We start from the raw sequence: 15,978 nt of genomic DNA, 5'->3' as shown, positions 1-15,978 counted from the left end.
TTTTTCCTTTCAGACCGCGGAGATCAGCCAGCAGTTGTGGATTTGACGGTTACGGGCAAAGTCCTGAGACAGCGTTTTTTGGCTGATTTCTTGTGCTTTCAGTCCCAGTTCGGCCAGGCCGTCGTGATCCATGCGGAATCCGCGCTTGTTATTCGAGAACATAATGGTGCCGCCTTTACGCAGCAGACGCTTCAGGTCGGTCATCAGGCGCAGGTGATCGCGTTGAACATCAAAGCTATCCTCCATACGCTTGGAGTTAGAGAAGGTCGGCGGATCGATAAAGATCAGGTCAAACTGCTCGTCGGTATCGCGCAGCCAGCCCAGCACGTCGGCCTGTAACAGGCGATGCTGACGGCCGGTTAAGCCGTTAAGACGCAGGTTGCGCTCTGCCCACTCCAGATAAGTCCGGGACATATCTACCGTGGTGGTGCTACGCGCGCCGCCAAGCCCCGCATGAACGCTGGCGCTGCCGGTATAGGAGAACAGGTTCAGGAAGTCTTTGCCCTTGCTCATCTGGCCCAGCATGCGGCGGGCGATACGGTGATCGAGGAACAGGCCGGTATCAAGGTAGTCGGTCAGGTTAACCCACAGCCGCGCGTTATATTCGCCCACTTCGATGAAGTCACCCTTCTCGCCCATCTTCTGATACTGGTTTTTGCCTTTCTGACGCTCACGTGTTTTCAGCACCAGCTTGTTTGGCGAAATGCCGAGTACGGCGATGGTGGCCGCAATCACATCCAGCATACGCTGACGCGCTTTTTGCGCATCGATAGTTTTCGGCGGGGCGTATTCCTGAACCACCACCCAGTCCGCATAGCGGTCAACCGCAACGTTGTACTCGGGCAGGTCAGCGTCGTACAGGCGATAACATTCGATGCCTTCTTGCTTCGCCCACTTCTCAAATTTCTTCAGGTTTTTGCGCAGGCGGTTGGCGTAATCTTCCGCCACGCCTGACGGTTTGCTATCCGCCGCTACCTCTGCCAGATGGTAGTTTTTCTGCACGCAGTCCAGCGGGCCGTTTTTCGCTTTGAACTGGCGATCGGCACGCAATTGCAGGCAGCTCAGCAGCTCCGGCGAGGCGCTAAACAGGGAGAGGTTCCAGCCGCCGAAATGCGCTTTCATGTTGCGGCCCAGCAGGCTGTGCAGTGCAATCAGCGCCGGCTCGCTGTCCAGACGCTCACCATACGGCGGGTTGCTGATCACCGTACCGTACGGGCCTTTTGGCAGAGGATTGGTCAGATTCGCCACGTCCTTCACCTCGAAGGTCACCAGCTCGCCGATACCGGCACGACGGGCGTTGCTGCGCGCGCGTTCAATCACCCGTGCGTCGCTGTCCGAACCGTAAAAGTGAGAGGTGTACTCCGCCAGCCCTTTACGGGCGCGGGTCTGCGCATCGTCTTTGACCTCTTTCCAGATGGCCTCATCGTGCTGCGCCCAGCCTTTGAAGCCCCAGTGGCCGCGGTGCAGTCCTGGCGCACGGTCGGTGGCCAGCATCGCGGCTTCAATCAGCAGCGTACCGGAACCGCACATCGGATCGAGCAGCGGCGTACCTGGCTGCCATCCGGAGCGCATCACGATAGCGGCAGCCAGCGTTTCTTTGATCGGCGCCATCCCGGTGCGATCGCGATAGCCGCGCAGATGCAGGCCTGCGCCACTCAGATCCAGGGAAATACTGGCCGTATCGCCGTTCAGCCAGACGTTGATACGCAGATCCGGGTTTTCACGGTCAACGTTCGGACGTTCTTTATTGCGACGCGTGAAGCAGTCCACAATGGCATCCTTAACGCGCAGGGCACCGTACTGGCTGTTGCGGATCTCATCGTTGACGCCGTTGAAATGCACCGCAAAGGTAGCGTCCGGGGTGAAGATCTCTGTCCAGTCGATCATCTGTACGCCGGTGTAGAGATCAAGATCGCTGTAGACCTTGCACTCTTTCATCGGCAGCATGATGCGCGACGCCAGACGGCTCCACATCAGGCTCTGGTAAATAAGCCGCGTGTCGCCCTCAAAATGGACACCACCCTGAACCACCCGGCACTCTTTCGCGCCCAGGGCTTCCAGTTCAGTTTTTAACAGCTCTTCCAGCCCACGGGCCGTACTGGCAAACAGAGAATTCATATCGTCACTTTTACTCATAGAAAATTGTCGCGCATTATAGCTAATATGGCGTGTATGTCATAAAGTTGAAGGCTTATTTTCTTTAGCGGGAGTGTGCAGTGGCGACGTTATCCAGGCTTTTTATTCATCCGGTGAAATCCATGCGCGGCATCGGCGTCTCTCACGCGCTGGCCGATATGAGCGGATTCGCCTTTGATCGTATTTTTATGGTCACCGAGCCTGACGGTACGTTTATCACCGCACGTCAGTTCCCGCAGATGGTTCGCTTTACCCCTTCCCCGCTTCATGACGGGCTGCATTTGACTGCGCCGGACGGTTCAAGCGTCGTGATCCGCTTTGCTGATTTTGCGCCGCTTGATGCGCCAACGGAAGTGTGGGGCAATCATTTTACCGCGCGTATCGCGCCGGATAACATTAACCAGTGGCTGAGCGGCTTTTTCTCCCGTGACGTTCAGCTGCGCTGGGTTGGGCCTGCGCTGACCCGTCGCGTGAAGCGCCACGATGCGGTTCCTCTCTCCTTCGCGGATGGTTTTCCCTTCCTTCTGACCAGCGAGGCCTCGCTGCGTGATTTACAAAACCGTTGCAAAGCCAGCGTGCAGATGGAGCAATTTCGCCCGAATCTGGTGGTGACCGGAGCGAATGCCTGGGATGAAGATACCTGGAAAGTGATCCGCATCGGCAGCGTTATTTTTGATGTCGTGAAGCCGTGCAGCCGCTGTATTTTTACCACCGTCAGCCCGGAGAAAGGCCAGAAACACCCTTCCGGCGAACCGCTGAAAACCTTGCAGTCATTTCGTACCGCGCAGGATAACGGCGATGTCGACTTCGGCCAGAACCTGATCCCCCGCTCCAGCGGCGTGATCCGCGTGGGCGACGAGGTCGAAATTCTCACCCGCGGGCCTGCCAGGGTGTACGGCGCAGGTCAGGAAGAAGAGATGGTTGACGTTGTCACCAACGTCGCTTCCGCGGTGGATATTCACTGGGAAGGCAAAGTTATCCGTGGTAACAATCAGCAGGTGCTACTGGAACAGCTGGAACAGGCAGGTATCCGCGTACCGTATTCCTGTCGCGCGGGGATTTGCGGATGCTGTCGCATTAAACTGGTCGATGGTGAAGTAAGTGCCCTGAAGAAATCTGCGATTGGCAGTGACGGCACGATCCTGTGCTGTAGCTGTGTCCCGAAAACATCCGTACAGCTGGAAGCTTAAACTGCCTGTTCAAGGCTGAAGGAATCAACGCGCAGCTGTGGCTTCAGCCTGTCATTCATCACTTTGATGGCATCACCTAACTGCATAACTCGCCCGGCAATGGTCACGCCGGGTTGGGCCAGCAAACAGAGCGCAGCGTTTTCACCGGGTTCAACCACCAGCAAATTCACCTCTTCTTCGGTATCGCTCAGATTTACGCTCGCCGCATCGCCGATAGCCGGGGTCCAGCACATGCCGTGGGCGAGAAAATGCCAGCTTTTCGGCATTTGCGGTTTCAGGAAACGGATCGCCACCAGCGCATTTAGTACCAGTTCAGCGCGCTGTTCTTTGGAGAGATCGAACTCGCGGCATTTTTCTTCAAAAGAGAAATAGAGTGCAGCGTCGTCAACGCAAAAGCCTGAGGGAGCAAACGCGTCTGGCGTTAACATTCGGCGCGCAAAACGAGAGCGAAACAACATGCCATTGGCTAAGTCGAGCATCATACGGTCATGCTCGTCACAAAAATACCAGCGCCAGTTATCGTCAGGTTTAATTCGCATGTTTCTCTCCCGTCCCCTAAACGTCCTGTACTAAAAATGTCCTGTTTGCCGCTTCGCTTATAACACTAGTAATAAAAGACTATAATGTTTAAATAAGCAACAATGACGGAATATAAAACAACCAGGGCTGGAAATAAAGCCCTGGTTGTCTGATTAAGAGAAAAGATTAGATATGCGTGACGATTTCTTTAATCAGCGGCGGCCCTTTAAAAATAAAGCCGGAATAAATTTGCACCAGCGATGCACCTGCCGCCATCTTCTCACGTGCAGCGATGACAGAGTCAATGCCACCCACGCCAATAATCGGCAGCTGACCTTTTAATTCTGCGGAGAGTGCGCGAATAATTTCGGTGCTTTTTAATTGTACCGGACGGCCACTTAATCCACCCGCTTCGTCACAGTTTTTCATTCCCTGAACGAGAGAGCGATCGAGTGTTGTATTGGTTGCAATCACACCATCAATATTATGGCGAACTAAACTGTCGGCAACCTGGATCAATTCTTCTGCCGAAAGATCCGGGGCGATCTTAACCGCGACCGGAACATATTTATGGTGGATCGCCTGTAGCGCCGTTTGTTTATTTTTAATGGCGCTAAGAAGATCGTCGAGCGCTTCGCCATATTGTAATGAACGCAGTCCTGGGGTGTTAGGCGAAGATATATTCACCGCAATATAACCGGCATAGGCATAGACTTTTTCCATACAAATCAGATAGTCATCTTTACCCTGCTCGACCGGCGTGTCTTTATTTTTGCCAATATTAATACCCAGCACGCCATCAAAATGGGCTTTCTTAACGTTCTCAACCAGATGATCGACGCCAAGGTTATTAAAGCCCATGCGGTTGATCAGCCCCTCGGCTTCAACCAGGCGAAACAGACGTGGCTTGTCATTTCCCGGCTGCGGACGCGGCGTCACCGTCCCGATTTCGATCGAGCCAAAGCCCATCGCACCGAGTGCATCAATGCATTCGCCATTTTTGTCCAGACCGGCCGCCAGGCCCAGTGGATTTTTGAAAGTCAGGCCCATGCACTGAACTGGTTTTTCCGGCACGTTTTGACGCACCAGCGCGGCCAGAGGCGTTCCTGTAATACGGCGTAACTGCTGAAATGTAAATTCATGAGCGCGCTCAGGATCGAGCTGGAAAAGGGCTTTACGAACGAAGGGGTAGTACATGAACTCTCCTGGATTCCCGGTGTGCAAACCGGGAGGGGATTATGTGCGATCCCGCCCGGAAAGGGAATTGACCTGTGGCAAAAAAAGCCACGTAAAACGCAATCGTTTACTTATCGGTTCGCTTCTTATGCATTTTTCTGCATTCATCCTGAGGATAAATCATTTAGTGGAATAACCACGCAATGTCACACTCCTGAAAATTGTTATGAATGTTAGATAAAAGCAAACAATTAGTTATAAGGAGCAACCATGCGCGTCATTACCCTGGCCGGAAGCCCCCGCTTCCCCTCTCGCTCCAGCGCACTGCTGGAATACGCTCGCGAAAAGCTTAATGCTCTGGATGTCGAAGTGTGTCACTGGAATTTGCACAATTTCGCGCCTGAAGATCTGCTCTACGCCCGTTTCGACAGCCCGGCGCTGAAAACCCTGATCGAACAACTTAAGAGTGCTGACGGGCTGGTCGTCGCGACACCGATTTACAAAGCCTCTTTTTCCGGCGCACTGAAAACGCTGCTCGATCTGCTGCCCGAACGCGCGCTGGACGGTAAGGTCGTCCTGCCGCTGGCCACAGGCGGTACGGTAGCCCATTTACTGGCGGTGGATTATGCCCTCAAGCCGGTTCTGAACGCGCTGAAAGCGCAGGAGATCCTGCATGGCGTCTTCGCTGACGACTCACAGGTAATCGACTACCAGCATAAACCCCATTTCACGCCGAATCTGCAAACCCGCCTCGACAGTGCGCTCGAAACCTTCTGGCACGCCCTGAACCGTCGGGATCGCCACGCGGCAGCATTTCATCAATCACAAGGAGTGGCGCATGTTTAAAACAGTTACCCGTATCGGGCTGGCAGGTCTGCTGGCAGTGGCGTCGCTGGCTCAGGCGGCGGAGAAAGCGCCGGAGAGCCTGCGTATCGGTTATCAGAAAGGCAGCGTCAGCATGGTGCTGGCGAAAAGCCATGCGTTGCTTGAGAAGCGTTTCCCGGAGACCAAATTCTCATGGGTCGAGTTCCCTGCCGGACCACAGATGCTGGAGGCGCTGAACGTCGGGAGTATTGATTTAGGCAGCACCGGCGATATCCCGCCAATCTTTGCGCAGGCTGCCGGGGCGGATCTGGTTTACGTTGGCGTTGAGCCCGCCAAGCCGAAGGCAGAGGTTATTTTGGTGCCGGAAAACAGCGAGATCAAAAGCGTCGCCGACCTCAAAGGCCATAAGGTTGCTTTCCAGAAAGGTTCAAGCTCGCACAACCTGCTGCTGCGCGCGTTGCAGGAGGCCGGCCTTAAATTCACCGATATCCAGCCCGTTTACCTGACGCCTGCCGATGCGCGCGCGGCGTTTCAGCAAAAAAATGTTGATGCCTGGGCTATCTGGGATCCGTACTACTCCGCCGCACTGTTGCAGGGCGGTGTGCGGGTGCTGAAAGACGGCACCACCCTGAAGCAGACCGGTTCGTTCTACCTGGCGGCACGTCCTTACGCTGAGAAAAATGGCGCATTTATTCAGCAGGTGCTGGATACCTTCTCTCAGGCCGATGCGCTGACCCAAAGCCAGCGTCAGCAGAGCATCACGCTGCTGGCAAAAACCATGGGCCTGCCTGAACCGGTGATCGCCACCTATCTTGACCACCGTCCTCCCACCACCATAGCACCGATTGACGCCCACGTTGCCGCTCTCCAGCAGCAAACGGCAGACCTCTTTTATCAAAACCGCCTGGTTCCAAAGCAGGTGAATATTCGCGAACGCATCTGGCAACCCGCTGGCATTGAAGGAAAAAAATCATGAGTCTGAATCTTTTCTGGTTTTTACCCACCCACGGTGATGGACACTATCTTGGCACAGAAGAAGGCGCCCGCCCGGTCGATCACGGCTATCTACAGCAGATCGCCCAGGCGGCAGACCGCATCGGTTTTACCGGGGTACTGATCCCTACGGGCCGCTCGTGTGAGGATGCGTGGCTGGTTGCCGCGTCAATGATCCCCGTCACCCAGCGTCTGAAATTCCTGGTAGCCTTGCGCCCGAGCGTGGTGTCGCCCACCGTCGCGGCGCGTCAGGCGGCAACGCTGGACAGGCTTTCCAATGGCCGTGCGCTGTTCAACCTGGTGACGGGCAGCGATCCGCAGGAGCTGGCGGGCGATGGCGTCTTCCTCGATCATACCGAGCGCTATGAAGCCTCCGCAGAGTTCACCCGCGTCTGGCGACGTCTGCTGGAAGGGGAAACCGTCACCTTCGAAGGGAAACATATCCACGTTCGCGATGCACAGCTCTACTTCCCGCCGGTACAGCAGCCGCGCCCTCCCCTCTATTTCGGCGGATCGTCGGACGTGGCGCAGGAGCTGGCGGCTGAGCAGGTCGATCTCTATCTGACCTGGGGCGAGCCACCGGAGCTGGTGAAAGAGAAAATTGCTCAGGTACGCGCTAAAGCCGCAGAACATGGCCGTACGGTACGCTTTGGTATTCGCCTGCACGTGATCGTACGTGAAACCAACGACGAGGCCTGGCAAGCCGCCGACCGTCTGATCGCTCATCTGGACGACGACACTATCGCCAAAGCACAGGCGGCGTTTGCCAAAACCGACTCCGTGGGCCAGCACCGGATGGCTTCCCTGCACAACGGCAAGCGTGAAAATCTTGAGATCAGCCCGAACCTGTGGGCCGGGGTAGGTCTGGTGCGCGGCGGCGCCGGCACGGCACTGGTCGGCGACGGTCCAACCGTAGCGGCACGCATTAATGAATACGCGGCGCTGGGGATCGACAGCTTTATCCTGTCTGGCTACCCACATCTGGAGGAGGCGTACAAGGTGGGTGAACTGCTGTTCCCGCACCTGGATGTCGCTATCCCGGAAATTCCGCAGCCACGTCAGCTTCAGTTGCAGGGCGAAGCCGTGGCAAACGCGTTTATCCCGAGAAAAGTCGCGCAAAGCTAAGGAGCCACCATGTCTGCAACCGCACAAAAATGGCTGCTGCGCGCCGCGCCGTGGTTTCTGCCCGTCGGCATTGTCCTCGTCTGGCAACTGGCGTCTTCAACTGGCTGGCTGTCGAGCCGTATTTTGCCCTCTCCGGAGGGCGTTGTGGAAGCGTTCTGGTCGCTAAGCGCCAGCGGTGAGCTGTGGCAACATCTTGCCATCAGCTCCTGGCGCGCGGTAATTGGCTTTTCGATTGGCGGAAGCATCGGCCTGACGCTGGGGCTGATCAGCGGCCTGTCACGCTGGGGTGAGCGGCTACTGGATACCTCCGTTCAGATGCTGCGCAACGTGCCGCATCTGGCGCTTATTCCGCTGGTTATCCTGTGGTTTGGCATTGATGAGAGCGCCAAAATTTTCCTCGTGGCGCTGGGAACGTTATTCCCGATTTATATCAATACCTGGCATGGGATCCGTAATATCGATCGCGGTCTGGTGGAGATGGCCCGCAGCTATGGCCTGTCAGGTTTTGCCCTGTTTACCCATGTGATCCTGCCGGGCGCCCTGCCCTCCATTATGGTTGGGGTGCGTTTTGCGCTCGGCCTGATGTGGCTAACCCTGATCGTGGCGGAAACCATTTCGGCTAACTCCGGCATTGGTTATCTGGCGATGAACGCCCGCGAGTTCCTGCAAACGGACGTGGTGGTGGTTGCCATTATCCTTTATGCCCTGCTCGGCAAACTTGCGGACGTCAGCGCCCAGTGGCTGGAACGTAGCTGGCTGCGCTGGAACCCGGCCTACACCGCTCAGGAGGCGAAAGCATGAATACTGCACGACTGAACCAGGGAACACCGTTACTGCTGAACGGCGTGACCAAACGCTACGGCGACAACACCATTCTGAATGCACTGGATCTGCATATTCCTGCCGGACAGTTCGTGGCCGTTGTCGGCCGCAGCGGTGGCGGCAAGAGTACCCTGCTGCGTCTTTTAGCCGGGCTGGAAGCGCCAAACAGCGGTGACATTCTGGCAGGCACTACGCCGCTGGCCACGATTCAGGATGATACGCGCATGATGTTTCAGGACGCGCGTCTGCTGCCGTGGAAAACGGTGATGGATAACGTCGGGCTGGGCCTGAAGGGCAGCTGGCGGGAGGACGCCCGGCAGGCACTCGCAGCGGTAGGGCTGGAGAATCGCGCGGGAGAGTGGCCTGCGGCCCTGTCGGGTGGACAAAAGCAGCGCGTAGCGCTGGCACGCGCGCTGATTCACCGTCCCGGCCTGTTGCTGCTCGATGAACCGCTCGGCGCGCTTGATGCCCTGACGCGGATCGAGATGCAGGATCTGATTGAAACCCTCTGGCAGGCGCACGGCTTTACGGTACTGCTGGTGACGCATGATGTCAGTGAAGCCGTGGCAATGGCAGACAGGGTGCTGTTAATAGAAGAGGGCAAAATTGGTCTGGATCTGACGGTAGATATTCCACGTCCTCGCCGCGTGGGATCGGCCAGACTGGCGGAGCTGGAAGCCGAAGTACTGGATCGGGTGATGAAACGTGGGGAAGCGGAGATTCAGCGGATAAAGGCTAATGCCTGATGCCCTCACCCCGGCCCTCTCCCACAGGGAGAGGGAGAAAACCGATGCCCCGCGACCCCACGTAGGCCCGGTAAGCGTAGCGCCACCGGGCTTTTTTACATCAGGCCAGCGCCTTAGCAATCTTCTCGTACAGATCGCCAGACAGATTGTCCAGCCCTTTCAGCTGCTCAAGCGCGGCGCGCATTTTCGCCTGACGCTGCGCATCGTAACGTTTCAGGCGGATCAGCGGCTCAATCAGACGAGACGCCACCTGCGGGTTACGGCTGTTAAGCTCGGTCAGCATTTCAACCATGAACTGATAACCGCTGCCGTCTTCGGCATGGAACGCGGCCGGGTTGCTGCTGGCGAAGGCACCAATCAGAGAGCGGACGCGGTTCGGGTTGCTCATGGTGAACGAACGGTGCTTCAGCAGGCTGCGTACTTTGCTGAGTACATCGGCTGCCGGGCTGGTGGCCTGAAGGATGAACCACTTGTCCATCACCAGACCATCCTGATGCCACTTGTCGTCGTACTCCTGCATCAGCGCATCGCGGCACGGTAGCTCGGCGGCAACGCTTGCGGCCAGCGCGGCCAGGGCATCCGTCATGTTATCGGCTTCGTGGTACTGCTTGCTGACCAGCGTGTTCGCCAGCTCTGCCTCACCAAACGCCAGATAGCGCAGGCAGGTATTGCGCAGGGAACGTTTACCGATATCCGCATGTTCCACCCGATACGCGTCCAGCTTGTTGGCGTTGTAAATGGCGAGGAACTCATCTGCCAGTTCGGTCGCCAGCGTGCGGGTCAGCGCTTCACGCACGGCGACGATGGCAATCGGGTCGATGATGTCAAACAGCTCGGCGATTTCAGTCGCAGACGGCAGCGTCAAAATTTCAGCCGCCAGCGCCGGGTCAATGTTCTCATCCAGCAGGATGGCACGGAACGCGTCTGCCACATGAACCGGCAGCGTCAGCGGCTGGCCCTGCTGGTAACGGTTGACGTTCAGCTTGATGTAGGTCGCCAGCAGGCTTTGTGCCGCATCCCAGCGCGAGAAATCGTTGCGCGCGTGACGCATCAGGAACGTCAGCTGCTGATCGCTCCACTTATATTCGAGTTTCACCGGCGCGGAGAATTCGCACAGCAGGGCAGGAACGGGCTGGAAATAGACGTTATCGAAGATAAAGGTCTGCTCTGCCTGGGTCACGTTCAGCACGTTATGCACCGGGTGGCCGCCCTTCTGTAACGGGATCACGTTGCCTTCGTTGTCGTACAGCTCAACGCTGAATGGAATGTGCAGCGGATGTTTCTCTTCCTGCTCGGCCGTTGGCGGCGTGCGCTGGCTGATGGTCAGCGTGTACTGCTCGGTTTCCGGGTTGTAGTCGTCTTTGACCGTCACAATCGGCGTACCGGCCTGGCTGTACCAGCGGCGGAAATGAGACAGATCGACGTTAGAGGCGTCTTCCATCGCCTGAACAAAATCGTCGCAGGTGGCCGCACTGCCGTCGTGACGCTCAAAGTAAAGCTGCATCCCTTTCTGGAAATTCTCTTCACCCAGCAGGGTGTGGATCATACGGATAATTTCAGCGCCTTTTTCATACACCGTCAGGGTGTAGAAGTTATTCATCTCAATGACTTTATCCGGGCGGATCGGGTGCGCCATTGGGCTGGCATCTTCTGCAAATTGCAGACCACGCATGGTGCGCACGTTGTTGATGCGGTTCACCGCCCGCGATCCCAGATCGGAGCTGAACTCCTGATCGCGGAAGACGGTTAAGCCCTCTTTCAGGCTCAGCTGGAACCAGTCGCGACAGGTGACGCGGTTCCCGGTCCAGTTATGGAAATATTCGTGGCCGATAACGCGTTCGATATCGAGGTAATCTTTATCCGTGGCGGTATCGGTACGCGCCAGCACGTATTTAGAGTTAAAGATGTTAAGGCCTTTATTCTCCATCGCGCCCATGTTGAAGAAATCGACCGCAACGATCATATAGATGTCGAGGTCATATTCGAGGCCAAAGCGCGTTTCATCCCACTTCATGGAGTTGATGAGGGAGGTCATTGCCCACGGTGCGCGGTCAAGGTTGCCACGGTCCACGAACAGCTCCAGCGCGACTTCACGGCCAGAGCGCGTTTTAAAGGTGTCGCGCAGGACATCGAAATCTCCCGCCACCAGCGCAAACAGATAGCAGGGTTTCGGGAACGGATCCTGCCACTGTACCCAGTGACGGCCATTCTCCAGTTCCCCTTCAGCAATCCGGTTGCCGTTGGAAAGCAGGTACGGGTACAGCGTTTTGTCGGCAATAATTTTGGTGGTAAAGCGCGCCAGGACGTCCGGGCGATCCAGATACCAGGTAATGTGGCGGAAACCTTCGGCTTCACACTGGGTACACAGGGCTACGCCTGACTGGTAAAGTCCTTCCAGCGCGGTATTGGCGGCAGGGCTAATTTCATTCACGATGCGCAGGGTAAAGCGTTCCGGCAGGTTGTCGATGACCAGCTGGTTGCCTTCTTCTTTATAGTCTGACCAGGCTTCATCGTTAATATGCAGGGAAACCAACGTCAGGTCTTCACCATCCAGACGCAGCGGCACGGCAGTCGCGCTCTGGCGCGTCACCTGGCTTATCGCCGTCACCACGGTTTTTGTGGCATCCAGGTCGAAAGTCAGATCGATATCGCTTATCAGGTATTCCGGCGCACGATAGTCGTGGCGGTATTTAGCTTGTGGCTGTTGTGTCATAGAAAACCTTATGCATCGTTTGTCGAGTAACGATTCAATATATTCCTGTTGTGTAAAACGCGCTATGCAGAATGTTCATCTTTTCAGGCACAACGCCCTTTTTAGCTACATTTTTATAACACGGGGCACGAAATGCTCTCGAACATAAAGTGTGCTTATGTTGTGATCGGGGTTCAATAAATCACTAAACAGGGTATACTCCGGAGTTGTTTATTGTACTAAACGCTCCCGTGAGAGGATGCTACAGCGCACCTATGACTCAATTCGCTTCTCCGGTTCTGCATACGTTGCTGGATACCGACGCGTACAAGCTGCATATGCAGCAAGCCGTGTTTCACCACTATCATGATGTCCATGTTGCGGCGGAATTTCGCTGCCGGGGTGACGACTTGCTGGGTATCTACGCAGATTCCATTCGTGAACAGGTCGAGGCCATGCAGCATCTGGCGCTCACCGATGACGAATATCAGTGGCTTTCAGGCCTGCCTTTCTTTAAAGCGGATTATCTGAACTGGCTGCGTGAGTTCCGCTATAACCCGGAACAGGTCACCGTCACCAATGATAACGGCAAGCTGGACATTCGTCTGACCGGCCCGTGGCGTGAGGTGATCATGTGGGAAGTGCCGCTTCTGGCCGTGATCAGCGAGCTGGCCCACCGCTATCGCTCCCCTGAAACCGGTGTGACGCAGGCGGTTGCCGCTCTGGAGAATAAACTCGTTGAGTTTTCCAGACTGACCGAAGGGCTGGATATGTCCCGATTCCGTCTGATGGACTTTGGCACGCGCCGCCGCTTCTCTCGCGAGGTTCAGGAAGCCATTGTCAGACGTCTGCAACAGGAGCCGTGGTTCGTTGGCACCAGTAACTACGATCTGGCACGTCGCCTTGATTTAACGCCTATGGGCACCCAGGCACACGAATGGTTCCAGGCGCACCAGCAGATCAGCCCTGACCTTGCCAACAGCCAGCGCGCCGCCCTCGCCGCGTGGCTAGAGGAATACCCGGATCGGCTGGGTATTGCCCTTACCGACTGCATTACCATGGACGCGTTCCTGCGCGACTTTGGCCCTGAGTTTGCCGAACGCTACCAGGGTTTGCGCCATGATTCCGGGGACCCGGTTGAATGGGGTGAGAAAGCCATCGCCCATTACGAAAAACTGGGCATCGACCCCATGAGTAAGGTGCTGGTCTTCTCCGATAACCTTGACCTGGCGAAAGCCGTCGACCTTTATCGTCATTTCTCATCGCGGGTGAACCTGAGTTTCGGGATTGGTACGCGGTTAACCTGTGATATTCCTCAGGTGAAACCGCTGAACATCGTCATAAAACTGGTGGAATGTAACGGTAAGCCGGTCGCGAAGCTCTCCGACAGTCCGGGCAAAACCATCTGCCATGACAAAGCGTTTGTCCGCGCATTACGTAAAGCCTTCGATCTGCCTCAGGTTAAAAAAGCCAGCTAACGGCTTCGGGGGAGCCTTCATGGCTCCCCTTCTCTTATTAATTTCTTATTTCTTCTCTTAAGACGGTGAAATTTACTTGTCTGATAGCGGATGGCAGGTAACATAGATATCCCCCCTATAAGGGCGGACAAGTGTTTATTTTTTCCGACTATTAACAGAGAGAATATTATGAGCGTTGTGCCTGTAGCCGACGTACTCCAGGGCCGTGTCGCCGTTGACCAGGAGGTCACCGTGCGCGGATGGGTGCGTACTCGCCGAGATTCTAAAGCTGGCATCTCCTTCCTCGCCGTCTATGACGGTTCCTGCTTTGATCCTGTACAGGCCGTCATTAATAATTCTCTGCCCAATTACAATGATGACGTTCTGCACCTGACAACCGGCTGTTCCGTGATCGTCACCGGTGTTGTGGTGGCCTCTCCGGGCCAGGGTCAGAGCTACGAAATTCAGGCGACCTCGGTGGAAGTGACCGGCTGGGTTGAAGATCCGGACACCTACCCGATGGCTGCGAAGCGTCACAGCATCGAATATCTGCGTGAAGTCGCGCACCTGCGTCCGCGCACCAACCTGATTGGTGCGGTTGCCCGCGTGCGTCATACGCTGGCGCAGGCGCTGCATCGCTTCTTTGACGAGCAAGGTTACTTCTGGGTTTCTACTCCGCTGATCACGGCTTCCGATACCGAAGGCGCAGGTGAAATGTTCCGCGTTTCAACGCTGGATATGGAAAACCTGCCGCGTACGCCGGAAGGTAAAGTCGATTACGACAAAGACTTCTTTGGTAAAGAAGCCTTCCTGACGGTTTCCGGCCAGCTCAACGGTGAAACCTACGCCTGTGCGCTGTCTAAGATCTATACCTTCGGCCCAACCTTCCGTGCGGAAAACTCCAACACCAGCCGTCACCTGGCGGAATTCTGGATGCTGGAGCCGGAAGTGGCCTTTGCCGATCTGAATGACGCGGCAGCCCTGGCAGAAGCGATGCTGAAATACGTGTTTAAAGCCGTTCTCGAAGAGCGCGCAGACGACATGAAATTCTTCGCTGAGCGTGTCGATAACGACGCCATCGCCCGTCTTGAGCGCTTCGTCTCCGCAGACTTCGCGCAGGTGGATTACACCGACGCGGTCGCTATCCTGGAAAAATGCGGTGAGAAATTCGAAAACCCGGTTTACTGGGGCGTGGATCTCTCCTCCGAGCACGAACGTTATCTGGCAGAGAAGCACTTTAAAGCACCGGTTGTGGTGAAAAACTATCCGAAAGACATTAAGGCGTTCTATATGCGCCTTAACGAAGACGGTAAAACCGTTGCCGCGATGGATGTCCTGGCGCCGGGCATTGGTGAGATCATCGGTGGCTCCCAGCGTGAAGAGCGCCTGGATGTGCTGGACGCGCGTATGCAGGAGATGGGCCTTAACCCGGCGGACTACAGCTGGTATCGCGATCTCCGTCGCTACGGCACCGTTCCACACTCCGGCTTTGGCCTGGGCTTCGAACGTCTGATTGCTTACGTAACAGGTGTTCAGAACGTACGTGATGTGATTCCGTTCCCACGCACACCGCGTAACGCAAGTTTCTAACCGACCAAATCATTAATGGCCAGCAAATGCTGGCCATTATTTTATCCTGCAATGTCAGTTTTCGTCAGTCAGAAGTAAGCGTATTTAAACCACAACCCCGCTATTACCTCTACCTGTTACGTTTTGTTTCCACGAAATATCCTGAGACAAAAAAATAACCCCATTCTTATTGCGCTTAAAACAATTCTTACGCATTAGCATAAAAAACAACCAATTTCACAGCCATCTGGATGGCTTTTGTCGATCATAAGAAAAAATGAGCCGTTTAACTTCTGTTTATACGAAAGGCCTTTAGCTAAATTAAACATAAGGAAATCATATATATAAGAATAAAGCGGATGTTTAATTCGCCAGGCGGCACTGAAATTTGAGGTGCTTCACAAAGTTCCCAAAAATACATATTTGGTTACACATATTTTCTTTTGGTAACTGAATCTTGAAGATTGTAGCACTTTCAGTGTAGCGAAACGGTTCTATGAATGGAAAGATGCCTGTCAGACACATAAAGACACCTAACTCTCATCAATAGTTCCGGAAATATTTATTGACAGAATTTATTGGCGGCAGTGGCGAGTGTCATAAAAAAACGGCTATTTGCAAACTAAGGTTGGAATTCCATCATTCTAGCCTTAGATCTTTGATCAAGTGAAGTTGCTCACTTGGTTGGATTTTACCGTTTCCTGACGGCTTTTCAGAAGCGAGGGCTG

General features: G+C 55.3%; 12 protein-coding genes. 8 read left to right on the top strand and 4 right to left on the bottom strand.

What is annotated here, in order from left to right; genetic code table 11:
- Positions 1-9: 9 nt before the first annotated feature.
- The gene (gene rlmKL / locus ACOTX5_RS10980) at positions 10-2,118 is read right to left on the bottom strand and encodes a bifunctional 23S rRNA (guanine(2069)-N(7))-methyltransferase RlmK/23S rRNA (guanine(2445)-N(2))-methyltransferase RlmL (protein WP_026080728.1); all 2,109 of its coding nucleotides are present in this window, start codon (positions 2,116-2,118) and stop codon (positions 10-12) included.
- A gap of 98 nt (positions 2,119-2,216) precedes the next feature.
- Between rlmKL and ACOTX5_RS10975 the strand changes: the two genes are divergently transcribed.
- The gene (locus ACOTX5_RS10975) at positions 2,217-3,326 is read left to right on the top strand and encodes a YcbX family protein (RefSeq protein ID WP_017384813.1); all 1,110 of its coding nucleotides are present in this window, start codon (positions 2,217-2,219) and stop codon (positions 3,324-3,326) included.
- On the opposite strand, the gene zapC is transcribed toward ACOTX5_RS10975, so the two are convergent.
- Both zapC and pyrD read right to left on the bottom strand, forming a co-directional pair.
- Positions 3,323-3,865, bottom strand: a complete 543-nt coding sequence (zapC, locus tag ACOTX5_RS10970) for a cell division protein ZapC (RefSeq protein WP_015570906.1) — start codon at positions 3,863-3,865, stop codon at positions 3,323-3,325. The two genes, ACOTX5_RS10975 and zapC, sit on opposite strands and share 4 nt — an antisense overlap.
- Positions 3,866-4,031: 166 nt before the next feature.
- Entirely contained in the window at positions 4,032-5,042 is a 1,011-nt protein-coding gene (gene pyrD / locus ACOTX5_RS10965; protein WP_015570907.1) for a quinone-dependent dihydroorotate dehydrogenase, read from the bottom strand.
- 249 nt (positions 5,043-5,291) lie between these two features.
- Here pyrD and ssuE point away from each other — a divergent pair, with 249 nt between their 5' ends.
- From ssuE to ssuB, 5 genes are read left to right on the top strand one after another with little or no spacing between them, the layout of a single operon-like run.
- A complete protein-coding gene (gene ssuE, locus ACOTX5_RS10960; protein ID WP_003858180.1) occupies positions 5,292-5,867 on the top strand; it encodes an NADPH-dependent FMN reductase in 576 nt (191 codons plus the stop codon).
- Positions 5,860-6,822 (top strand): sulfonate ABC transporter substrate-binding protein, encoded by a 963-nt coding sequence (locus ACOTX5_RS10955; RefSeq protein WP_023296266.1) that lies wholly within the window; start codon positions 5,860-5,862, stop codon positions 6,820-6,822. The genes ssuE and ACOTX5_RS10955 overlap by 8 nt, the downstream gene beginning before the upstream one ends.
- Positions 6,819-7,964 carry an FMNH2-dependent alkanesulfonate monooxygenase gene (gene ssuD, locus ACOTX5_RS10950; RefSeq protein ID WP_017384817.1) on the top strand — a complete coding sequence of 382 codons (1,146 nt, stop codon included), beginning with the start codon at positions 6,819-6,821 and terminating at the stop codon, positions 7,962-7,964. Before ACOTX5_RS10955 ends, ssuD begins: the two co-directional genes overlap by 4 nt.
- Before the next feature lie 9 nt (positions 7,965-7,973).
- Entirely contained in the window at positions 7,974-8,765 is a 792-nt protein-coding gene (ssuC, locus tag ACOTX5_RS10945; RefSeq protein WP_003858185.1) for an aliphatic sulfonate ABC transporter permease SsuC, read from the top strand.
- Positions 8,762-9,532 (top strand): aliphatic sulfonates ABC transporter ATP-binding protein, encoded by a 771-nt coding sequence (gene ssuB / locus ACOTX5_RS10940; RefSeq protein ID WP_032653150.1) that lies wholly within the window; start codon positions 8,762-8,764, stop codon positions 9,530-9,532. Before ssuC ends, ssuB begins: the two co-directional genes overlap by 4 nt.
- Before the next feature lie 100 nt (positions 9,533-9,632).
- Here ssuB and pepN read toward each other — a convergent pair whose 3' ends face one another.
- Positions 9,633-12,245, bottom strand: a complete 2,613-nt coding sequence (gene pepN, locus ACOTX5_RS10935; protein ID WP_023296264.1) for an aminopeptidase N — start codon at positions 12,243-12,245, stop codon at positions 9,633-9,635.
- 254 nt (positions 12,246-12,499) lie between these two features.
- On the opposite strand from pepN, the gene pncB reads away from it, so the two are divergent.
- Complete coding sequence (gene pncB / locus ACOTX5_RS10930; RefSeq protein ID WP_015570954.1) at positions 12,500-13,702, top strand: nicotinate phosphoribosyltransferase; 1,203 nt, start codon at positions 12,500-12,502, stop codon at positions 13,700-13,702.
- Between the two features lie 168 nt (positions 13,703-13,870).
- Positions 13,871-15,271 (top strand): asparagine--tRNA ligase, encoded by a 1,401-nt coding sequence (gene asnS / locus ACOTX5_RS10925; RefSeq protein WP_015570955.1) that lies wholly within the window; start codon positions 13,871-13,873, stop codon positions 15,269-15,271.
- Positions 15,272-15,978: the final 707 nt, after the last annotated feature.

The sequence above is a fragment of the Enterobacter cloacae complex sp. IR5441 genome (genome assembly GCF_049238215.1).
GTDB classification, from domain to species: Bacteria; Pseudomonadota; Gammaproteobacteria; order Enterobacterales; family Enterobacteriaceae; genus Enterobacter; species Enterobacter hormaechei_C.
This window is presented reverse-complemented; position numbering and strand designations above follow the sequence as displayed.